Here is a 19,591-nt window from a genome sequence, read left to right on the forward strand (position 1 = left end):
CCGACCGCGCAAGCGCTTCAATTGGAAATGCCCGATTGAGGTCATGACAGAGGTAGTGGCGTTGCAGCATGATGCACCTGCTTCAATCCAGTAACCGTGTTGCACTCAGCTTCTGCAACCGCCGTGCATAACCTGGAACAGGTTATCCGCCGATATCGATAAGACGGATAACGCTGGCGCGTTATGCGCCCTACAAAGAGCCCCGGCTTCTAGCCGCCAACCTTCACCTTGCGCCCCGCCATGTGCTTCAGGTAAGCGACGATCTGATCCAGCTCCTTGTCGCTGATCGCATCCGTCGCAAACCCTTTCATCCGCGCTTCCGGCCAGTGCCGCAGGCTCTGCGGGTCGCGGATGTACTGCTTGAGATAGCCCGCGGCGAAGTATTCGGTCGGGTTGTGCGGGATGTTCAGGTCCGGACCGAACTGCGAGTCCCCGGCACCGTTCAGGCGGTGGCAGGCCAGGCAGTTCTTCTGGAACTGGACAAAACCGTCCTGCACTGGCTTCGGTGCGCTCTTCGCCGGCAGCAGCGCCGGGAAGCGTTCGGCCAGCGGCTTCAGGTAACGGATGCTGGCAACCTGGAACGGCCACTGCTCCGGGCCTATGCCGGCGGCCTTGGGATCGCTCCACACAAGGTAGAACGGCCCGGCGGACGGCTTGCCGTCGCCGAGTTTCGGCCAGGGCCTATCGGCTTCCTCGATGGCCAGCCAGGCGCGCGAGCCTGTGTTCTCCAGCAGCGGCGCGGCTGGCAGCTCGGCGGCGAATCCATCGAGCGCCACTGCCTGCAGGTGATCACCGGGCTTCACGCCTTTGAGCAGCGCGGCCAGTGGCACCGCGCGGTAATGCATGGTGCGGTTGTAGGAAACGTCGGCGGGAATCTCGATGTCCTGCGCCTGGGGATCGGCCAGCAATTGCTCACTGGTCAGGCTGTGCTTGCCATCGGGCAGTTCGAGGGTGAGCGTCGCGGCGAAAGCGGTGGGGCAGAGCAGGAGCAGCGTCAGCAGCAGTGGGCGCATGGTCGCATCCGTGGCGGAGTGGGCCGCGGAACATTAGCAGAGGTGTGGGCGCCGCAGGAGATGGGTGGCTCCCGCGCTGCGTTGACCGTGGCGCGCGGATGGCGGCACGCGGTACGCAGCGACGGGGTAGCCGGGTGTTGGCCCTAGCCGACCAGACGACTCAGATTGGGGATGATCAGTACAACGGTGGTTGCGAAGACGATCAGGCTTGCCTGACGCCACTTTCTCGATTGTTTGTCCATGATGTCCTTCCGCCTTTCTTGTTCTTGGCACGGCCACCCACGGCCTGTTGATAGTGGCGCGCATGCCTTGGCTTCTGGTGACTCCCGCCGAGCCGGCAAAACCCGGCAACGGCACTTTTCGCATCATCTGCACACTTTTCATTCACTGCATAACGGAGTCTAAGCCTAGTGCCGCGCGGGCTTAGACCATCTTGCAGCAAGTGATGCAGCTTCAGGCATATTCCCTCTATATGACTGGAACGTGACAACGCGGTTCAGCTTTTCGACCGCTCGTCCGTTCCCGCCGAAACCCCCTTTCCAGAGCTTTCGGCTCGATCACCTCCGGTCGGTCGCTGAGCGTGGCGGTCAATTTCGCTGAGCGCTGCGGTCATTGCTCCCTGCCGATACGCCGCTAAGGTAGGCCGACACGCCACGCCTGCGTGACGACAACTCTAAGAGAGAACGCCATGACCGAAGCATTCATTTACGACGCGGTGCGTACTCCCCGCGGCAAGGGCAAGAAGGACGGCGCGCTGCACAGTGTCAAGCCGGTCAACCTGATGGCCGGCGTGCTGCGCGCACTGCAGCAGCGCAACCAGCTGGATACCGCCCAGGTCGACGACATCGTCCTGGGCTGTGTGACCCCGGTGGGCGACCAGGGCTCGGACATCGCCAAGACCGCTGCGCTGGTGGCCGACTGGGACGAGCAGGTCGCCGGCGTGCAGATCAACCGCTTCTGCGCCTCGGGCCTGGAAGCGGTCAACCTGGGCGCCATGAAGGTGCGTTCGGGCTTCGAGGACCTGGTGGTGGTCGGCGGCGTCGAATCCATGTCCCGCGTGCCCATGGGCTCCGACGGCGGCGCCTGGGCGCTGGACCCGGAAACCAACCTGCACACCAGCTTCGTGCCCCAGGGCATCGGCGCCGACCTGATCGCCACCCTGGAAGGCTTCAGCCGAGCTGACGTCGACGCCTTTGCCCTGCGTTCCCAGCAGAAGGCCGCCAAGGCCCGCGCCGAAGGACTGTTCGCCAAGTCCCTGGTGCCGGTGACCGACCAGAATGGCATCGTCCTGCTCGACCATGACGAGTTCATTCGCGGCGACTCGACCCTCGAAGGCCTCGGCGCGCTCAAGCCCAGCTTCGAGATGATGGGACAGATGGGCTTCGACGCCACCGCGCTGCGCAAGTACAGCTTCGTCGAGCGCATCGAGCATGTACACACGCCGGGCAACAGCTCCGGCATCGTCGACGGCGCCACCGCCATGCTCATCGGCTCCGAAGCCAAGGGCCGCGAGCTGGGCCTGAAGGCCCGCGGGCGCATCGTCGCCACCGCGGTGACCAGCACCGACCCGACCATCATGCTCACCGGCCCCGCGCCGGCAACCCGCAAGGCGCTGGCCAAGGCTGGGCTCAAGGCCGAGGACATCGACCTCTATGAAGTGAACGAAGCCTTCGCCTCGGTGGTGATGAAGTTCATGAAGGACATGGGCGTGCCGGAGAGCAAGGTCAACGTCAACGGCGGCTCCATCGCCATGGGCCACCCGCTGGGCGCCACCGGCTGTATGATCCTCGGCACCCTGCTGGACGAGCTGGAGCGGCGCAACCTGCGCTACGGCCTGGCCACCCTCTGCGTGGGCGGCGGCATGGGCATAGCCACCATCATCGAACGTATTTAAGGATCGATCATGGGCAACTGCGCTCGGCCATGCCGCGTTGGAAGCTCTCCGGGAATGCTCATTGGCTACAGCCAACTCCGCTTCCCGAAGAGATTCCGCCCTGCCTGACCTTCGCTCGTGACGCCCCTGAAGCGATCCCCCAGCATGGGAAGCAAACAAAAATGACTGACGCCATCCGTTACGAGAAAGGCCAGGACAACATCGTCGTCCTGACCATGGACATGCCTGGCCAGAGCGCCAACACCATGAACGGTGTCTATCGCGAGGCCATGGCCGCCACTGTCGCGCGCCTGGAAGCCGAGAAGGACTCGATCGCCGGCGTGGTGATCACCTCCGCGAAGAAAACCTTCTTCGCCGGCGGCGATCTCAATGAACTGATCAAGGTCACCAAGGCGGACGCCAAGGCCTTCTACGAAGGCATCCTGGTGCTCAAGGGCCAGCTGCGCCGCCTGGAAACCCTTGGCAAGCCCGTAGTTGCCGCCATCAACGGCGCGGCGCTGGGCGGCGGCTGGGAAATCTGCCTGGCCTGCCACCACCGCATCGCCCTGGACGAAAGCCACGTCCAGCTCGGCCTTCCGGAAGTCACCCTGGGCCTGCTGCCCGGTGGCGGCGGGGTAGTGCGCATGGTGCGCCTGCTGGGGCTGGAGAAAGCCCTGCCGTATCTGGCCGAAGGCAAGAAAGTGCGCCCGGACCAGGCGCTCAAGGCCGGCCTGATCCATCAGTTGGCCTCCAGCCGCGACGAGATGCTGAGCAAGGCCCGCGAGTGGATCGCCGCCAACCCGGCCGCCAAGCAGCCATGGGACAGCGCCGGCTACAAGATCCCCGGCGGCACGCCGTCCAGCCCGGCCGTGGCACAGATGCTCGCCATCGCCCCGTCCGTGCTGCGCGACAAGACCAAGGGCTGCTTCCCGGCACCGGAGAAGATCATGTGCGCTGCCGTGGAAGGCGCCCAGGTGGACTTCGATACCGCGCAACTGATCGAGGCGCGCTACTTCACCGAGCTGACCACCGGCCAGGTGGCGAAGAACATGATCGGCACCTTCTGGTTCCAGCTCAACGAGATCAACGCCGGCAAATCCCGTCCGCAAGGCATCCCGCCGCAGCAGACGAAGAAGGTCGGCGTCGTCGGCGCCGGCATGATGGGCGCGGGCATCGCCTACGTCTCGGCCGCCGCCGGCATCGAGGTGGTGCTCAAGGACGTTTCCGTCGAAGCGGCGGAAAAGGGCAAGGCGTACTCCGCCGGCCTGCTGGACAAGAAAGTCGGCAGGGGCCAGATGACGGCCGAGAAACGCGACGCCTTCCTCGCCCGCATCAAGCCGACGGCCAGTGACGCCGATTTCGAAGGCTGCGACCTGATCATCGAAGCCGTATTCGAGGACCGTGGCCTGAAGGCCAAGGTCAGCGCTGCTGCGGAAACCGCCGCGCTGCCGGACGCGGTGATCGCCTCCAACACCTCGACCCTGCCGATCACCGGCCTGGCCGAAGCCGTGGCGCAGCCGCAGAAATTCATCGGCCTGCACTTCTTCAGCCCGGTGGACAAGATGCCGCTGGTGGAAATCATCCGCGGCGCGAAGACCGACGACGCCACCCTGGCCCGGGCCTTCGACTACGTCCTGCAGATCAAGAAGACCCCGATCGTCGTCCACGACAGCCGCGGCTTCTTTACCTCCCGCGTGTTCGGCACCTTCACCAACGAAGGCCTGGCCATGCTCGGCGAAGGCGTGTCGGCGGCGATGATCGAGAACCAGGCGCGCCAGGCTGGCATGCCGGTAGGCCCGCTGGCGATCAGCGACGAAGTCTCCATGAGCCTGATGACCCACATCCGCGAGCAGACCCGCAAGGACCTGGAAGCCGAAGGCAAGCCATTGCCGAAGCATCCGGCCTTCGCCGTGGTGGACCTGATGGTCAACGAGTACAAGCGCCCGGGCAAAGCCGCCGGCGCCGGTTTCTACGACTATCCGGCCAACGGCAAGAAGCATCTGTGGACTGAGCTGAAACAGCGCTTCGAGAAGGCTGACGCGCAGATTTCCGCCGAGGACGTGCGCGACCGCATTCTCTTCGTGCAGGCTATCGAGACGGTGCGCTGCGTGGAGGAGGGCGTGCTGACCTCCACCGCCGACGCCAACATCGGCTCGATCTTCGGCATCGGCTTCGCGGCCTGGAGCGGCGGTGCGCTGCAGTTCATCAACCAGTACGGCCTGAAGGACTTCGTCGCCCGCGCCCAGTACCTGGCCGAGCAGTACGGCGAGCGCTTCCTGCCGCCGGCGCTGTTGCTGGAGAAAGCGGCGCGGGGCGAAAGCTTCTGAGTCGGTTCCTTCGAGAGCCCCTCACCCTAACCCTCTCGCGGAGGGAGAGGGGACCGTTCGGCGCAGGGTGAAACCGTGGCATCAGCCGGCACGATCCGCCCCCTCTCCCTCTGGGAGAGGGCTGGGGTGAGGGCAATCGACTTGCACGGACTTTCAACCGCTCTCTAAAACCGGCCCGCATGGCCGGTTTTTTCTCGTCTGCGCAGCCCATAGAATGGCGTCTTTCCGCCCATCAGGACCGCACCGATGACCGCTCCCGCCCTGTTGATCATCGATATGCAGAACGGCATGCGCACCAGCCCCGAGTCGCGCAACAACCCGCAGGCCGAACGGCGCATCGGTGAGCTACTGGCAGCCTGGCGCCAGGCTGGCTGGCCGGTGGTTCACGTGCGGCACATTTCCCGTACACCAGGCTCACCGTTCTGGCCCGGCCAGCCCGGCGCGGAATTCCAGCCGGAGCTGGCGCCGCTGAGGCACGAGCACGTGGTGGAGAAGAACGTCCCCGACGCCTTCATCAACAGCGCCCTGGAACGCTGGTTGCGCGTGCGCGGCATCGAATCGGTGGTGATCTGCGGCGTGAGTACCAACAACTCGGTGGAATCCACGGCCCGCACCGCGGGCAACCTGGGCTTCTCTACGCAGGTGGCGGCGGATGCCTGTTTCGCCTTCGACAAGCGCGATTTCAACGGCGTGCTGCACAGCGCAGAGGAGGTCCACGCCATGTCCCTGGCCAATCTGCAAGGCGAATACGCCCAGGTAGTGGACGCGAACTCGGTTCTGCGCGAGCGGTCATTGGACTGAATCCTTGCCAACCGGCCGTCACCCTTGTGCGCCGGTGCAATTGAAGGAAGTCGGTTTTTCCGGTATTTCCCCTGAAATTCCTGCACAAGAATCGGCTTCGGCATCTTGTGCGGTGAAAAAATAGGGCGTAATTTTCACGCGCGTTTCATCAGTGTCAGGATAACCACTCTTATCAGCCGCCAACCCCCCAGGAATCACCCCTGCATGTCGTTGCACATCTGCATTCTGGAAACCGACATCCTCCGCCCCGAACTCATCGATCAGTACAAGGGCTATGGCTGGATGTTCCAGCAACTGTTCGCCAAGCAACCCGTTCCGGCCGAGTTCAAGGTCTACAACGTGGTGGAAGGGCATTACCCGCCCGATGATGAGAAGTTCGATGCGTACCTGGTGACTGGCAGCAAGGCGGACTCCTTCGGCACTGATCCCTGGATCCAGACCCTCAAGGACTACGTGCTCAAGCTCTACCAGCGCGGCGACAAGCTGCTGGGCGTGTGCTTTGGCCACCAGTTGCTGGCGCTGGTGCTGGGCGGCAAGACCGAGCGTGCCAGCCAGGGCTGGGGCGTGGGTATCCACGACTACCGCATCGAGGAGCAGCCGGAGTGGATGAGCCCGTCGCTGGGTGATGGCCTGACCCTGCTGGTCAGCCACCAGGACCAGGTCACCGAGCTACCCCACGGCGCGCGCCGCATCGCTTCCAGCGATTTCTGCCCGAATGCTGCCTACGCCATCGGTGATCAGGTGCTGTGCTTCCAGGGCCACCCGGAGTTCCAGAGCGACTATTCCCAGGCGATCCTGGAACTGCGCAAGCACATCTTCAGCGAGCCGGTGTTCCAGTCCGGTATCGATAGCCTTGCGCGCCCGCACCAGGGGACGGCGGTGGGTGAGTGGATGATGCGCTTCGTCCAGCAGGGCAGCGACGAGAAGAAAAGAGCCGAGAAGAAAAGCGCGGCCTGATTTCTGCCGTGCTGACTGAAAACGCCGCTCAGATGAGCGGCGTTTTCGTTTGCGCAGATGTCAGGCTGAACAGTTTTTGTAGGATGGGTGGAGCGCAGCGACACCCATGCAGGCCGATGCGTACCATTCGATGGGTATCGCTGCGTTCCACGCCATCTTACGTTCCGCGTCGCCGAATGGCCGCCAATGGTCTCTATAGCCAATCCGCCTGCTTGAAGCTGATGTATAGCCCGACGCAGCCCAGCGCCAGCAGCCCCATGATCAGGAAGTAGCCGTAGTGCCAATGCAGTTCCGGGATGTATTCGAAGTTCATCCCGTAGATACCGGCCACGGCGGTGGGGAAGGCGAGGATGGCCGCCCAGGCAGCGAATTTGCGCTGCACCACGCTCTGCCGTGAAGACTCCAGCGCCAGCCCGACCTCGATGGTCTGGCTGGCGACATCGCGCAGGGTAGTGAGGTCTTCCAGCAGGCGGTTCACGTGGATCGCCACGTCGCGGAAGTAGGGGCGCATCTGCTTGTCGATGAAGGGGAAGTCCAGGCGCTGCAGTTCCTGGCAGATTTCCACCATGGGCGCGGCGTAGTGCTTGAGCTTGAGTACCTCGCGGCGCAGGCCGTAGATTTTCTCGATCTGCTCCTGGGTCAGTGACTTGCGCAGCACTTGTTGCTCCACTTCCTCGATCTCCTCGCGTATGGCCTCCACCACCGGTTCGTAGTTGCTCATCACGAAATCCAGCAGGGCGTAGAGCACGAAGTCGGTGCCATGGGCCAGCAGCAGCGGCCGGGCTTCGCAGCGTTGCCTGACCTGGGCATAGGACTGGGAGAAACCATGGCGTGCACTGATGATGTAGCCGATGCCGGCAAACAGGTGGGTTTCGACGAACATCAGCCGGCTATCGGCGCGGATCGGCGAATAGATGACGATGAACAGCGCATCGCCGAAGGTTTCCAGCTTCGGCCGGCTGTGCTTTTCCAGGGCGTCGGAGACAGCCAGTTCGTGGAGATTGAACTGCCGTTGCAGGTTGAACATTTCTTCCGGCGTTGGCTCCTGCAGGCCGGTCCAGACGAAGTGATCGGGCTGGCAAGCCCAGCGATAGCCGTCCTCAAGCGGGATGTCGGAAACCTTGCGGCCCTTGCTGTAGACGGCGGAAGCGATGACTCGGCCCATGCTGAAACCCACGCTGCTATCGGATCGGTCGGGAATCGTTCTGCAGGATTTGAGTGTTGGCCAGCCTGGCGAGACGCGCCAGTGACGTGCAGTCAGGAGTGGGGAGTGAGGGCGGCCTGGATACCTTGCAGCGCGACGGGCACCGCCTGGTTGAATCGCTCGAAGAGCCCGTTGCGGTCGACATTGTCCACTGGAGCACGGCGGGCGCCGTCGAAGCCGGCAGTGAGCGCCGTGACCACCAGGATCACGATGGTGTAGAGCCCCAGGGCAGCGAGGGCGCCGTTGCGGGCATAGCGGTGGGCTTGGCGGTTCATGCTGGCGACTCGGGTTCCGGGATGGGATGGCCCAGTGTCGCTTTGGTTATTTCGATTGAATAACGATGATGGTTGGTTCCCGGTATCAGGCGAATTGATAGATGGTGGTGCAACGGCCAGGCGCAAGGCTGCGGGTGGCGGGACCTCGTCGGATGTTTCCGGGACTCTGGCGGTCTTCATGGCTGCTTGACCCTCGTCAAGGAGGGGGAGGCTACCAGGCGTAGCTTGGAAATCAGGTGGTGGCGCGAAGCTGCCACGGACACCCCGGACGCAAGGAACTCCCCATGATTCGATACGTTGAAGGCGACATTCTGCTGAGCAAGGCCCAGGTCATCGCGCACGGCATTGCGCCGCAGGACCATTTCGACAGCGGCCTGGCGCTGGACTTGCGCGAGCGCTGGCCGTCGATGGTTCGCGACTACCGTCATGCGTCGCACTCGAATGCGCCCAAACCGGGTGCGATCTGGATCTGGTCGGGCGTGGACGCCGATGGCTCCACCCGCTGCATCGTCAACCTGCTCACCCAGGGCATGCAGGGCGAGGGGCGCGGCGCAAAGCCAGACGGAGCGACACTGGAGAATGTCAGCCATTGCCTGAAGGATTTGGCCAAATACCTGCAGAGCGAGCGCATCGAAAGCGTGGCTCTGCCCTGTCTGGCAACAGGGGTTGGCGGGTTGGAGTGGAAGGAAGTCAAGCCGCTGGTGGAGCGTTACCTGGGAGACCTGGCCGCCACTGTGTGGGTCTACGAGACCTACCGCCGGGGAGTCGAGGCCGCCGAAAGGCCCTGAGTCTGCGTCATCGACTCTGAAAAGCCCGGCTTCAGGCCGGGCTTTCGGCTTCGGGCTCGACTGCATGACGTCACCTGCTGCAGGCGGCTGGAGGGGCGTAAAGGTCTTAGCCCTGCTTGGCAGCGGCTTCGACATTCACCTTGCTGGCAGACTGCTCGGACTGTTGCTGCTGGATGGCGGCCTGGGTCATGTGAACCATGCGGTCCTGCATCAACGGGGACTCTTCGGCGAAGCTGGCTTGAGCGGCAAAGGCAGTAGCGGCGGCCAGGACGCTGGCGGCGATGATGTTGAGTTTCATGATGAACACCTCCGGTTGGTTTTGCTTGGGTTCATCTATAGATTAATGCGTAATAATTTTTGAAAAATAGCAAACAGGATTAATCAGTGTTGCTTTTTGGGTAATAATTTGGGCATGAAAAAGCCCGGCACAGGCCGGGCTTTGCGTTCTCGGGCGATCAGGCCAGGTGGTTCTTGTCCAGCTCGATGGACTTGTCGAGGGTTTCCAGCAACTGCTTGCGCACCTTCAGCTTGGTATTGCGGTGGGCAGTCATGTTCAGCTTCTTCAGGTGCTGTGCGGCTTCCAGGGCGGCGGCCTGGAGCTGTTCGGCCGGCACCACCTTGTCGAGGAAGCCGGCATCCACGGCGTCACGCGGGTTGAACATCTCGGCATTCACCACCGAGCGGGTGAAGGCGGAGCGGCGCAGGCGATCACGGGCCAGCTCAATGCCGACGTGGTGCATGGTCATGCCGATGGCCACTTCGTTCAGGCCGATCTGGAACGGACCATCGACGCCGATGCGGTAGTCCGCCGAGAGCAGAATGAACGCGCCTTTCGCTACTGCGTGGCCGGTGCAGGCGACGATGATGGGGAAAGGGTGGGAAAGCATGCGGCGCGCCAGGGTCGAACCGGCAGCGACCAGATTCACGGCGTTTTCAGGCCCGGAGGTCATCACCTTGAGGTCATAGCCGCCGGAGAGGATGCCGGGCTGGCCGGTGACGATGACGATGGCGCGGTCCTTCTCCGCCTGGTCCAGGGCCTGGTTGAAGGCTTCGATGACCGCGGGAGAGATGGCGTTCACCTTGCCGTTGTTCAGGGTCAGGGTGGCGATGCCGTCTTCGAATTGGTAGCTGATCAGCTCACTCATGGCAGAGAGTCCTGGGTTGGAGTCCGTGGGTTGAAGTGGGCCAGAACATACTGACGCGGACCTGGAGCGTAAAGCGTTTTGACTGACTGGTGGGTCATCCAGCGGCCACTAAATTCGGGCGATATCTGTGCGCTGTGCACGCAAATTCTCGCAGCTCTCATAGAGAGGTCGAGGGTGTGCTGTTAAGCTGCCACTATCCCTGCGCCCCGCTCTCGCACAATCCAGGATGTGCCTTCCATGTCGAAGATTCTCAAGTGGTCCCTCTTTGCCGTCGTCGCGATCGCCCTGATCATCAAGGCGTCGCTCTGGCTCTCTGTGCGCAGTGTGGTGAACGACGCAATCGCTCGTGTTTCGCCATTCATGGAGATCACCTACGGTGGCATTTCCTCGTCCTTCGACGGTCGGGTGGGGCTGCAGAATGTGGTGATCAGGGTGCCAATGGCCGGTGACAGCCTGAAGGTTTCCCATGCACAGTTGAAGTTCAATGGCCTGCGCGAACTGCTCAGCTTCAAGGAGCGCCTGGGCGAGGGCAAGCTGCCGGAGCAGATGGCGGTGGACCTGAAGGGCGTTGAACTGCAGATTCATGGCCCGTTCATGCAGTCGCTGTACGCCCAGCCGGCGGAGAAGAGCGCCTTCACCGCCATGAGCGAAGTGGCCTGCGGCAACGTACGCAACATCGGTGTCGATGAGTTGCTGCAGATGGGTTACCGCACCCTCGAATCGGACATCGAGTTCTCCTACCGCCTGCAGCCGGGCGCGCAGACCCTGACCTTCGACCTGCGTAGCGACACCCGCGACATGCTGGACATGCACACCAGCATGACGCTGATGAACGTCTCCGAGCGCCCGGGCGATATGCGTGTGAACCCTCCGCGGGTGTCTCAGGTCGTCGTCGAGATGAATGACAACCAGTACCAGCGCCGAGTCAGCGAATTCTGCCGGGGCAAGCTGGGCGTGGACCAGAAGGCGTATACCGCGCTTTCGCTGGAACAGTTCGACAAGGCGCTGCGCCAACAGCGTATCGCCCTGGACAAGCCGGTGCTCGAGGCTTACGGCCGTTACCTGGAAGACCCGCGCTCGCTGCGCGTTGAGCTGACCCCCAGTGAGGGTATGGCCTGGGACGGCCTGCAATTTTTCGAGCCCAAGGATGTGATTCAGATGCTGCATCCGGTCGTCTTAGTAAACCAGCAGTCGGTTACACCGCTGGGATTCGCCTGGGTCGACCCGCTGAAGAAAAAAATCACGCCGGAAAGCCAATATCAAATGGTTTCGGCCCAAGAAACGGTTGAGTCGCAGGCCAGAACGCAGCAATATGAGTTCGTTAGCGTTGAAAGCCTTGTCCAGTACACCGGCAAGCGCCTGCAGTTCATCACGTTCGATGGTGCCTATTACCAGGGTGTGCTGCACAAGGTGGAGAACGGTCGAGCCTATATCACGGTCCTGATGGGGACCGGCTCGGCAGAAATGTTCCTCCGCCTGAACAAGATCAATCAGGTGCGGGTCATGTTGTGAGGCCCCCGGAAGGAGAGAGCAAGTGAGTGAGTCGTTGTCCATCCAGCATGATGAAACCAGCCACCAGTTCGTAACGACTGTTGATGGTCATCGCGCCTATCTGGCCTACATGGATCTGGGCAAGCAGACGCTCGACATCTATCGCACTTTCGTTCCGGACAGCCTTCGCGGCCGCGGCATCGCCGCCGCCCTCACCGAACACGCGCTGCAGTTCGCCGAGCGCAAGGGCTACAGCGTAATCCCGTCGTGCTCCTATGTGGAGCGTTACCTGGAGCGCCGCCAGCGCCACACTGATACTGCGCTCTGATCATCAGGGCGCAGAAATGAAAAGCCCGGCCAATGCCGGGCTTTTTTATGCCTGATGGAATTCCATTTCCGGCAGAAGTTCTGTAGGAGCGAGCATGCTCGCAAACGGTGTTTCTACCCAGCGTCAAGCGATTCGCGAGCAGGCTCGCTTCTACAAAAAGCACCGGTGCAGAATTTGCCAAAGAAAAAGCCGGGCATCTGCCCGGCTTCTTCCTATCCGCTCGAAGCGTCAGCCGCGCTGGCGCTTGGGCAGGACGTCCTTGAGCTTGGCATGCATGCTGCGCACGGCCTTCTCGGTGGTGTCCCAGTCGATGCAGGCGTCGGTGATCGACACGCCGTATTTCAGCTGGCACAGATCCTTCGGGATTGGCTGAGCGCCCCAGCCCAGGTGGCTTTCGACCATCAGGCCGACGATGGAATTGTTACCTTCGGCGATCTGGTTGGCGACGTTGTCCATCACCAGCGGCTGCAGGGCCGGATCCTTGTTGGAATTGGCGTGGCTGCAGTCGACCATCACGTTGAGCGGGATCTTCGCCTTGGTCAGTTCCTGCTCGCACAGGGCGACGCTGACCGAGTCATAGTTCGGCTTGCCGTTGCCGCCGCGCAGCACCACGTGGCCGTAGGCGTTGCCCTTGGTGGTGACGATGGAGACGCCGCCTTCCTGGTTGATACCCAGGAAACGGTGCGGGCTGGAAACTGACTGCAGGGCGTTGATCGCCACGGTCAGGCTGCCGTCGGTGCCGTTCTTGAAGCCGACCGCCGAGGACAGGCCGGAGGCCATCTCGCGGTGGGTCTGGGATTCGGTGGTGCGCGCGCCGATGGCCGACCAGCTGATCAGGTCCTGCAGGTACTGCGGGGAGATCGGGTCGAGCGCTTCGGTGGCGGTGGGCAGGCCCATCTCGGCGAGGTCGCGCAGCAGCTGGCGGCCGATGTGCAGGCCGTCCTGGATCTTGAAGGAGTCGTCCAGGTACGGGTCGTTGATCAGGCCCTTCCAGCCGACAGTGGTACGCGGCTTCTCGAAGTACACGCGCATCACCAGGAACAGGGTGTCGGAGACTTCCGCGGCCAGCACCTTCAGGCGCTCGGCGTATTCGTGGGCGGCCTTGATGTCGTGGATCGAGCAGGGGCCGATCACCACGAACAGGCGGTGGTCCTTGCCATCGAGGATGTCGCGGACGACCTGGCGGCCATTGGCGACGGTGCGCAGGGCGGCATCGGTCAGGGGGATTTCGCGCTTGAGCTGCTCCGGCGTGATCAGTGTCTCGTTGGAGGCAACGTTAAGGTCGTCGATCTGTAAATCAGCCATCGTGGTACTCAATCAGGTCACGGGTGCCGGCCGCCAGAAATCCCCGTGCGATGGGGCGCAGGCAAATGTGTCGCTAAGGGGAACCCGAACCTTAACCGTTCAGGCGTGACCTCGACAATGGCTCGATGCAGGAAAGTGCCCGCAACACGGGCATTTGCGCAACTTTCTGCGCGACGTCGATCAGACCGCACAAAACAATGGGAAGTCCGCGGCGTTCTGCGCGATCCACTCCAGTGCCAGGTCCTCGAAAGGCAGGCTGTTGCCGCTGGCCCGCTCCCGCTGGCGGCGGTACTGCTCGATCTGGCAGACCTGCTCCACCATGCGTGCCCGGAACAGCGTGTCCTCGTCGATGAAGGCGATGCCCACGCGATAGTCGCTGGCCTGCTTGCGGCTCCAGGCGATGATGCCGGGGTAGCGGGCGGAGTCGCCCAGCAGGGGGATGCGCAGTTCGATGGAGGTGCCGCGGCGAAAGCCCCGTGGCGAATTGCACGCGACACCGCCCAGGCTGATATTGTGCAACCGCTGGCGCGGCAGGAAAGTCTGTTTGCGGATGACCAGCTCGACCGGAAAATCGCAAGGGTGACGCAGGAACTGACGCATGACGGAACGCTCCGACTGCAATCTTTATAGTGGTGGCACCTTGAGTATAGTGCCGGCCCTGGAGCTGACCGACCTGGATGCCGACCGCCGGCTGCTGGAGCTGCCGGGCGCGTCGCTGCTGATTTTCACTGGAGAAGGCTGCTCCACCTGTCGCTGGGCGCGGCAGGCTCTGCCGCAGTTCCACCTGCCGGTGGACCGTCTGTGCTGGATCGACGCCGGGCACAGCGGTGGCCTGGTCGAGCGCTACGAAGTCTTCCACCTGCCTTCCCTGTTCCTGGTGCGTGACGGCCACTTCCTGGGCGCTATCCATGCCCCCCTGCGCCCCGAACCCCTGATCCAAGCCCTGCGCGATGCGCTGTCGCGCCCTGCTGAGGAGTTGCCTTGATGAATCTGCGAATCGGCATCATCGGAACCGGCGCCATTGGCGGTTTCTACGGCCTGATGCTGGCCCGTGCCGGCCACGACGTGCATTTCCTGCTGCGCAGCGAATACCCCGCTGTCGCGCAGAACGGTCTGCGCCTGAACAGCCAGGTGCATGGCACGCTGAGCCTGGCGCCAGTGAATGCCTATGCCGACGTGGCGAAGATGCCGCCCTGCGATTGGCTGCTGGTGGGCGCTAAGACCACCAGTAACGCCGACCTCGCGCCGCTGATCATTCAGGCCGCTGCACAGGGGGCGAAGGTCCTGCTGCTGCAGAACGGCCTCGCCGTGGAAGACGAATTGCGGGCTCTGTTGCCCGAGCACATCCATCTGCTGGGTGGGCTGTGCTTCATCTGCGTGCATCGCGCCGAGCCGGGTGTGATCGAGCACCAGGCCTTCGGCGGCGTCAACATCGGCTATCACTCTGGCCCTGCCGATGAGGCCGAGGCGCGCCAGGCGATAGTGGAGGAGGGCGCCGCACTGTTTCGCAGCGCGGGCCTGGACTCCAACGCCATGCCCAACCTGGAGCAGGCGCGCTGGCAGAAGCTGGTCTGGAACATCCCCTACAACGGCCTCTCCGTGCTGCTCGACAGCGGCACGCGGGCGATCATGGACAATCCTGACAGCCGCGCCCTGGTCGCCGAGCTGATGGAAGAAGTCATCGCCGGCGCCGCCGCCTGCGGGCATTCGCTGCCTCCGGGCATTGTTGGCGCCATGCTCAGCTCCACGGATGCCATGCCTGACTACCTGCCGAGCATGTACCATGACTTCGCCCAGCGCCGACCGCTGGAGCTGGGCGCTATCTACGCGGCGCCGCTGGAAGCTGCACGCCGGGCCGGGTGCGAACTGCCGAAGATCGAGGCGCTGTATCGCGCGCTGCGCTTCATCGACGCGCGCAACCAGGCTCGCTGACGAGCGCCGGGGGAAGCATGGCAAAAGGGTTGGGCGACAAGCTGGTGGTGGCGATTTCCTCGCGGGCGCTGTTCGATCTGCGGGAAAGCCATCAGGTCTATGAAAGCGAGGGTGTCGAGGCCTATCGCCAATACCAGATCGCCCGCGAGGACGAAGTCCTGCCGCCAGGCGATGCATTTGCCCTGGTGCAGAAGCTGCTGGCCCTCAATGGCGGGACCGACAGCGCGCCGGTGGAGGTCATCCTGGTCTCGCGCAACAGCGCCGACACCGGCCTGCGCGTGTTCAACTCCATCCAGCATTACGGCCTGGGCATCTCGCGCGCCGCCTTCGTCGGCGGTCGCAGCCCCTATCCGTACCTCAAGGCGTTCAACTGCCACCTGTTCCTCTCGACCCACATCGAGGACGTGCGCAACGCATTGGATGCCGGCTTCGCCGCGGCAACCATCCTCTCCGGCGGCACCCGACGGGAGGCCAATGGCGAGCTGCGTTTTGCCTTCGACGGCGATGCCGTGCTGTTCTCCGACGACTCCGAACGCGTCTACCAGCAGGGCGGGCTTGAAGCCTTCCAGACCCACGAGCGCGAGTCCGCCCGCGAGCCGCTGGGCGGCGGGCCGTTCAAGCCCTTCCTGGCGGCGCTGAACCGTGTGCAGCAGGCCTTCCCGCAGGAGTCCTGCCCGATCCGCACGGCTCTTGTCACTGCGCGGTCCGCCCCGGCCCACGAGCGGGTGATCCGCACGTTGCGCGAGTGGGATATCCGCCTGGACGAATCGCTGTTCCTTGGTGGTCTGGACAAGGCCGCTTTCCTCGAAGCCTTCGCCGCGGACGTGTTCTTCGACGACCAGCCGATGCACTGCGAGAAGGCCCGGGAAGTGGTCGCCACCGGCCATGTCCCCCATGGTGTGAGCAACGAGAAGCAGGTCGCCGGATAGCCGCTGGGCCGCGACATCCGGCCTTATCGGAGCGATTCGCGTTCTCCTGCTACGCTGCTGGATAGGCCCCGCCGCGCAGGCAGTCGAGGAGGCCGCATGATCCGATCGATTCTTTACGCCACTGACCTCGGTCTCTACGCCCCCTATGTCCTTCAGCACGCACTTTCGCTGGCCCGTGCCTACGGAGCCGAGGTGTATGTCGTGCACGCGGTGGAGCCGCTGGGGCTGTTCGCCGAGTCCGTCCTGCAGACCTATCTGGACGAAGGCACGCTGAACGAGATGCGCACCCATGGCCTGGCCAACGTCATGGGCAGCATCGAGCAGCGGGTGATGGAGGGGTTCCGCGACGAGTTGGGGGAAGCGCGCCAGGATGCCGAACTGATCCGCTCGGTGCGCGTGGTGCAGGGGGATGCGCCGATGGTGATTCTCGATGAAGCCAAGCGCCTGGGCGTCGACATCATAGTCGCCGGCAGCCACAGCCACGGGGAGGGGCTGAACACGCCACTGGGGCGCACCGCCGGGCGACTCGTGCAACTGGCCGAGGTGCCGGTCTACCTGGTACCGATGCTGCAGCACCGTTGAGCGCTTTGTGACGATACGTCGGGCAAGCCCGGAATTTGTGTAGGTCTTTAGACGAATGGCATGCAGGGCAAAAAAAAACGTCTAGTTTTATTCCTTAAACCATTAATATGGTTATAAAACGACAAGCCCCTGATCGCGGGTCGCGACATTCATTTCGAGGAAAGTCCATGAAGCTTCAGCAACTGCGCTATATCTGGGAAGTCGCGCACCACGATCTGAACGTCTCCGCTACCGCCCAAAGCCTCTACACCTCCCAGCCCGGCATCAGCAAGCAGATCCGCCTGCTGGAAGACGAGCTGGGTGTCGAAGTCTTCGCCCGCAGCGGTAAGCACTTGACCCGCGTTACCCCGGCCGGTGAGCGCATCATCACCACGGCCGGCGAGATCCTGCGCAAGGTCGAAAGCATCAAGCAGATAGCCCAGGAGTTCTCCAACGAGAAGAAGGGCACCCTGTCCATCGCTACCACGCACACCCAGGCGCGGTATGCGCTGCCTGGCGTGATCAGTGGTTTCATCAAGCAGTATCCGGACGTCTCCCTGCACATGCACCAGGGCACGCCCATGCAGATCGCCGAGATGGCCGCCGACGGCACCGTCGACTTCGCCATCGCCACCGAGGCCCTGGAGCTGTTCGGTGACCTGATCATGATGCCCTGCTATCGCTGGAACCGATGCGTGATCGTGCCCCAGGGCCACCCGCTGACCAAGGTGCCGAAGCTGACCCTGGAGCTGCTGGCCGAGCAGCCCATCGTCACCTACGTGTTCGGCTTCACCGGCCGCTCCAAACTGGACGAGGCCTTCAACCAGCGCGGCCTGGTGCCCAAGGTGGTGTTCACCGCCGCCGACGCCGACGTGATCAAGACTTACGTGCGCCTGGGCCTGGGCGTCGGCATCGTCGCGCACATGGCAGTCGATCCGAAGCTGGACAGCGATCTGGTGATGCTCGACGCCAGCCACCTGTTCGAATCCAGCGTGACCAAGATCGGTTTCCGTCGCGGCACCTTCCTGCGCGGTTTCATGTGCGACTTCATCGAGAAGTTCGCCCCGCACCTGACCCGCGACCTGCTGGCCAAGGCCGTGCAGTGCCATAACAAGACCGAGCTGGATGAGCTGTTCGACGGTATCGAGCTACCGGTCTACTGATTGCGTTCATAGCAGCGAGTAGCCCGGCATCTGCCGGGCTTTTTCATATCAGCCTATGCGCTAGCACAGTATCGGGAATGCTCGGGCGCGTGCGATCCGAACCGTCGGCCATGGGGAAGCTTCCTTGTGTCTCAGGGGCGGGCAGAGCTGGGCCATCAAGAAAGCGCTAAGGCTGAGGTTTACAGGCGATCCAGATCGTCGCGCCGCGCCAGTTCAGCGAGGGCCTCGCGTGAGTCCAGCGGTAGCTCTCCACGGCCTTCGAGCACCTCGTGGAGGAAGCTCATGAACACCGTGTAGACCACCTCGCGGCCGTCATCGTGACGAACCACGAAGAACGGTGCGGTGTCCACGCCGTACTGTGCGGCAACCAGCCAGCCGGTGCTGGCGGGGTTGCGCTCGTCGGCGACCAGGGTGCGGTCGATGCGGCTCAGGTAGCCGCCCTTGACCAGGCGTTCGTGGACTTCGCGGCACTTGCGGCAGTCCTGGCCATCGGCCAGGACCTTTTTCACCAGGGTGATACGCATGGGATCGACTCCGCCGCAGGCGTGGAGGAGTCCGATCCTGTGCTGCGGGTAGACAAGGAATTTTCCGTCAGTCGAGGGTAAGGCTTCAGGCCTTGCTGATCAAATTACCGGCGTGCAGGCCACACTCTTTCTGCGTGGCTTCTTCCCACCACCAGCGGCCTTCGCGCTCGTGCTGGTTCGGCAGCACGGGGCGGGTGCAGGGCTCGCAGCCGATGCTGATGAAGCCGCGCTCATGCAGGCTGTTGTAGGGGATTTCCAGCATGCGGATGTAGGCCCAGACGTCTTCGCTGCTCATGTTGGCCAGCGGGTTGAACTTGACCAGCGGCTTTTCCGGAGTGGAGAAGGCTCCGTCCAGCTCGACCACGGCGACCTGGCTGCGGGTGCCGGGGCTCTGGTCCTTGCGCTGCCCGGTGGCCCAGGCGGTCACGGTGGAGAGTTTGCGCTTGAGCGGCTCGATCTTGCGGATGCCGCAGCACTCGCCGTGGCCGTCCTTGAAGAAGCTGAACAAGCCCTTTTCCTTGACGAACGGCTCCAGCAGGCGAGGGTCCGGGGTCATCACCTCGATGGCGATACCATAGTGCTCGCGGACCTGTTCGATGAAGCGATAGGTCTCCGGATGCAGGCGGCCGGTGTCCAGGCTGAATACCTTGACGTTCTTGTTGAGCTTCCAGGCCATGTCCACCAGCACCACGTCCTCGGCGCCGCTGAAGGAAATCCACAGGTCGTCGCCGAAGTGCTCGAAGGCAAACTTCAGGATGTCCTGTGGGGATTTGCTGGCGTAGCTCGCGGCGATTTCCGCGATATCGAACGGGAGGCTCATCAGGCGGTATTCCTAGTTTTAATGGCGCAGTGCGCTCTGTGGGCGCGATGGTAGCAAAGAGGGGGATATGCCCCTAAATAACCATCAGGAAGGTCGACTGATGTGTTTGGGTATAAGTGCCGCGTTGCGCCGCTTGGAGCGAGCGGCTAGAGTGC

Annotated in this window: 21 protein-coding genes; 12 read left to right on the top strand and 9 right to left on the bottom strand. The window is 63.1% G+C overall.

The window, feature by feature from the left end:
- Positions 1 to 209: 209 nt before the first annotated feature.
- The gene (locus tag A9513_RS05045; protein ID WP_065084138.1) at positions 210 to 1,013 is read right to left on the bottom strand and encodes a cytochrome c; all 804 of its coding nucleotides are present in this window, start codon (positions 1,011 to 1,013) and stop codon (positions 210 to 212) included.
- Between the two features lie 688 nt (positions 1,014 to 1,701).
- Here A9513_RS05045 and A9513_RS05050 point away from each other — a divergent pair.
- The 4 genes from A9513_RS05050 to A9513_RS05065 all read left to right on the top strand — a co-directional run bounded on the left by A9513_RS05050 (position 1,702) and on the right by A9513_RS05065 (position 6,971).
- Positions 1,702 to 2,907 carry an acetyl-CoA C-acetyltransferase gene (locus A9513_RS05050; RefSeq protein ID WP_024765455.1) on the top strand — a complete coding sequence of 402 codons (1,206 nt, stop codon included), beginning with the start codon at positions 1,702 to 1,704 and terminating at the stop codon, positions 2,905 to 2,907.
- A gap of 161 nt (positions 2,908 to 3,068) precedes the next feature.
- Positions 3,069 to 5,213 carry a 3-hydroxyacyl-CoA dehydrogenase NAD-binding domain-containing protein gene (locus A9513_RS05055; RefSeq protein WP_065084139.1) on the top strand — a complete coding sequence of 715 codons (2,145 nt, stop codon included), beginning with the start codon at positions 3,069 to 3,071 and terminating at the stop codon, positions 5,211 to 5,213.
- 246 nt (positions 5,214 to 5,459) lie between these two features.
- On the top strand, positions 5,460 to 6,014 hold the full coding sequence (locus A9513_RS05060) for a cysteine hydrolase family protein (RefSeq protein WP_065084140.1): 555 nt from the start codon (positions 5,460 to 5,462) through the stop codon (positions 6,012 to 6,014).
- A gap of 204 nt (positions 6,015 to 6,218) precedes the next feature.
- Entirely contained in the window at positions 6,219 to 6,971 is a 753-nt protein-coding gene (locus A9513_RS05065) for an amidotransferase (protein WP_024765457.1), read from the top strand.
- Between the two features lie 193 nt (positions 6,972 to 7,164).
- Here the strand turns inward: A9513_RS05065 and A9513_RS05070 are convergent, their stop codons facing one another.
- Both A9513_RS05070 and A9513_RS05075 read right to left on the bottom strand, forming a co-directional pair.
- Complete coding sequence (locus tag A9513_RS05070; RefSeq protein ID WP_017516914.1) at positions 7,165 to 8,136, bottom strand: magnesium and cobalt transport protein CorA; 972 nt, start codon at positions 8,134 to 8,136, stop codon at positions 7,165 to 7,167.
- 92 nt (positions 8,137 to 8,228) lie between these two features.
- A complete protein-coding gene (locus A9513_RS05075) occupies positions 8,229 to 8,450 on the bottom strand; it encodes a hypothetical protein (protein WP_037010437.1) in 222 nt (73 codons plus the stop codon).
- 284 nt (positions 8,451 to 8,734) lie between these two features.
- Between A9513_RS05075 and A9513_RS05080 the strand changes: the two genes are divergently transcribed.
- Positions 8,735 to 9,238 (top strand): macro domain-containing protein, encoded by a 504-nt coding sequence (locus A9513_RS05080; RefSeq protein ID WP_065084141.1) that lies wholly within the window; start codon positions 8,735 to 8,737, stop codon positions 9,236 to 9,238.
- Between the two features lie 106 nt (positions 9,239 to 9,344).
- Here the strand turns inward: A9513_RS05080 and A9513_RS05085 are convergent, their stop codons facing one another.
- Both A9513_RS05085 and A9513_RS05090 read right to left on the bottom strand, forming a co-directional pair.
- Positions 9,345 to 9,536, bottom strand: coding sequence for a hypothetical protein (locus tag A9513_RS05085; protein ID WP_024765460.1), 192 nt, complete (start codon positions 9,534 to 9,536; stop codon positions 9,345 to 9,347).
- 157 nt (positions 9,537 to 9,693) lie between these two features.
- Positions 9,694 to 10,383, bottom strand: coding sequence for a crotonase/enoyl-CoA hydratase family protein (locus A9513_RS05090; protein WP_038803681.1), 690 nt, complete (start codon positions 10,381 to 10,383; stop codon positions 9,694 to 9,696).
- A 237-nt stretch (positions 10,384 to 10,620) separates the two neighbouring features.
- Between A9513_RS05090 and A9513_RS05095 the strand changes: the two genes are divergently transcribed.
- Positions 10,621 to 11,895: a hypothetical protein gene (locus tag A9513_RS05095; protein ID WP_024765461.1), complete on the top strand. Its 1,275-nt coding sequence runs from the start codon at positions 10,621 to 10,623 to the stop codon at positions 11,893 to 11,895.
- A gap of 22 nt (positions 11,896 to 11,917) precedes the next feature.
- Positions 11,918 to 12,202, top strand: a complete 285-nt coding sequence (locus tag A9513_RS05100; RefSeq protein ID WP_024765462.1) for a GNAT family N-acetyltransferase — start codon at positions 11,918 to 11,920, stop codon at positions 12,200 to 12,202.
- 228 nt (positions 12,203 to 12,430) lie between these two features.
- Here A9513_RS05100 and A9513_RS05105 read toward each other — a convergent pair whose 3' ends face one another.
- On the bottom strand, positions 12,431 to 13,507 hold the full coding sequence (locus tag A9513_RS05105; protein WP_024765463.1) for a 3-deoxy-7-phosphoheptulonate synthase: 1,077 nt from the start codon (positions 13,505 to 13,507) through the stop codon (positions 12,431 to 12,433).
- Between the two features lie 180 nt (positions 13,508 to 13,687).
- Positions 13,688 to 14,107: a PilZ domain-containing protein gene (locus A9513_RS05110; protein WP_024765464.1), complete on the bottom strand. Its 420-nt coding sequence runs from the start codon at positions 14,105 to 14,107 to the stop codon at positions 13,688 to 13,690.
- Between A9513_RS05110 and A9513_RS05115 the strand changes: the two genes are divergently transcribed.
- The 5 genes from A9513_RS05115 (at position 14,106) to cysB (ending at position 18,092) form a co-directional block, all read left to right on the top strand.
- Positions 14,106 to 14,492 (top strand): thioredoxin, encoded by a 387-nt coding sequence (locus A9513_RS05115; protein ID WP_065084142.1) that lies wholly within the window; start codon positions 14,106 to 14,108, stop codon positions 14,490 to 14,492. The genes A9513_RS05110 and A9513_RS05115 overlap by 2 nt on opposite strands.
- Positions 14,492 to 15,439, top strand: coding sequence for a putative 2-dehydropantoate 2-reductase (locus A9513_RS05120; protein ID WP_065084143.1), 948 nt, complete (start codon positions 14,492 to 14,494; stop codon positions 15,437 to 15,439). The genes A9513_RS05115 and A9513_RS05120 overlap by 1 nt, the downstream gene beginning before the upstream one ends.
- A 17-nt stretch (positions 15,440 to 15,456) precedes the next feature.
- Positions 15,457 to 16,368 carry a 5'-nucleotidase gene (locus tag A9513_RS05125; RefSeq protein ID WP_065084144.1) on the top strand — a complete coding sequence of 304 codons (912 nt, stop codon included), beginning with the start codon at positions 15,457 to 15,459 and terminating at the stop codon, positions 16,366 to 16,368.
- Positions 16,369 to 16,464: 96 nt separating this feature from the next.
- Positions 16,465 to 16,950, top strand: coding sequence for a universal stress protein (locus A9513_RS05130; RefSeq protein ID WP_038803683.1), 486 nt, complete (start codon positions 16,465 to 16,467; stop codon positions 16,948 to 16,950).
- Between the two features lie 167 nt (positions 16,951 to 17,117).
- Entirely contained in the window at positions 17,118 to 18,092 is a 975-nt protein-coding gene (gene cysB, locus A9513_RS05135) for an HTH-type transcriptional regulator CysB (protein ID WP_024765699.1), read from the top strand.
- A gap of 179 nt (positions 18,093 to 18,271) precedes the next feature.
- Here cysB and A9513_RS05140 read toward each other — a convergent pair whose 3' ends face one another.
- Positions 18,272 to 18,616: a hypothetical protein gene (locus tag A9513_RS05140; RefSeq protein WP_024765700.1), complete on the bottom strand. Its 345-nt coding sequence runs from the start codon at positions 18,614 to 18,616 to the stop codon at positions 18,272 to 18,274.
- Positions 18,617 to 18,701: 85 nt separating this feature from the next.
- Positions 18,702 to 19,436 (bottom strand): phosphoadenylyl-sulfate reductase, encoded by a 735-nt coding sequence (locus A9513_RS05145; RefSeq protein WP_037007390.1) that lies wholly within the window; start codon positions 19,434 to 19,436, stop codon positions 18,702 to 18,704.
- Between the last annotated feature and the right edge of the window lie 155 nt (positions 19,437 to 19,591).

Source organism: Pseudomonas sp. AU12215 (assembly GCF_001675465.2).
In the GTDB taxonomy this organism is placed as follows: Bacteria; Pseudomonadota; Gammaproteobacteria; order Pseudomonadales; family Pseudomonadaceae; genus Pseudomonas; species Pseudomonas nitroreducens.

Coding starts and splice junctions, on each gene's coding strand:
- A9513_RS05105 (WP_024765463.1), bottom strand. CDS start 13,507: ATGGCTGATTTACAGATCGACGACCTTAACGTTGCCTCCAACGAGACA.
- A9513_RS05115 (WP_065084142.1), top strand. CDS start 14,106: ATGACGGAACGCTCCGACTGCAATCTTTATAGTGGTGGCACCTTGAGT.
- A9513_RS05120 (WP_065084143.1), top strand. CDS start 14,492: ATGAATCTGCGAATCGGCATCATCGGAACCGGCGCCATTGGCGGTTTC.
- A9513_RS05095 (WP_024765461.1), top strand. CDS start 10,621: ATGTCGAAGATTCTCAAGTGGTCCCTCTTTGCCGTCGTCGCGATCGCC.
- A9513_RS05130 (WP_038803683.1), top strand. CDS start 16,465: ATGATCCGATCGATTCTTTACGCCACTGACCTCGGTCTCTACGCCCCC.
- A9513_RS05080 (WP_065084141.1), top strand. CDS start 8,735: ATGATTCGATACGTTGAAGGCGACATTCTGCTGAGCAAGGCCCAGGTC.
- A9513_RS05065 (WP_024765457.1), top strand. CDS start 6,219: ATGTCGTTGCACATCTGCATTCTGGAAACCGACATCCTCCGCCCCGAA.
- A9513_RS05055 (WP_065084139.1), top strand. CDS start 3,069: ATGACTGACGCCATCCGTTACGAGAAAGGCCAGGACAACATCGTCGTC.
- A9513_RS05085 (WP_024765460.1), bottom strand. CDS start 9,536: ATGAAACTCAACATCATCGCCGCCAGCGTCCTGGCCGCCGCTACTGCC.
- A9513_RS05050 (WP_024765455.1), top strand. CDS start 1,702: ATGACCGAAGCATTCATTTACGACGCGGTGCGTACTCCCCGCGGCAAG.
- A9513_RS05075 (WP_037010437.1), bottom strand. CDS start 8,450: ATGAACCGCCAAGCCCACCGCTATGCCCGCAACGGCGCCCTCGCTGCC.
- A9513_RS05090 (WP_038803681.1), bottom strand. CDS start 10,383: ATGAGTGAGCTGATCAGCTACCAATTCGAAGACGGCATCGCCACCCTG.
- A9513_RS05110 (WP_024765464.1), bottom strand. CDS start 14,107: ATGCGTCAGTTCCTGCGTCACCCTTGCGATTTTCCGGTCGAGCTGGTC.
- A9513_RS05045 (WP_065084138.1), bottom strand. CDS start 1,013: ATGCGCCCACTGCTGCTGACGCTGCTCCTGCTCTGCCCCACCGCTTTC.
- A9513_RS05125 (WP_065084144.1), top strand. CDS start 15,457: ATGGCAAAAGGGTTGGGCGACAAGCTGGTGGTGGCGATTTCCTCGCGG.
- A9513_RS05145 (WP_037007390.1), bottom strand. CDS start 19,436: ATGAGCCTCCCGTTCGATATCGCGGAAATCGCCGCGAGCTACGCCAGC.
- A9513_RS05140 (WP_024765700.1), bottom strand. CDS start 18,616: ATGCGTATCACCCTGGTGAAAAAGGTCCTGGCCGATGGCCAGGACTGC.
- cysB (WP_024765699.1), top strand. CDS start 17,118: ATGAAGCTTCAGCAACTGCGCTATATCTGGGAAGTCGCGCACCACGAT.
- A9513_RS05060 (WP_065084140.1), top strand. CDS start 5,460: ATGACCGCTCCCGCCCTGTTGATCATCGATATGCAGAACGGCATGCGC.
- A9513_RS05070 (WP_017516914.1), bottom strand. CDS start 8,136: ATGGGCCGAGTCATCGCTTCCGCCGTCTACAGCAAGGGCCGCAAGGTT.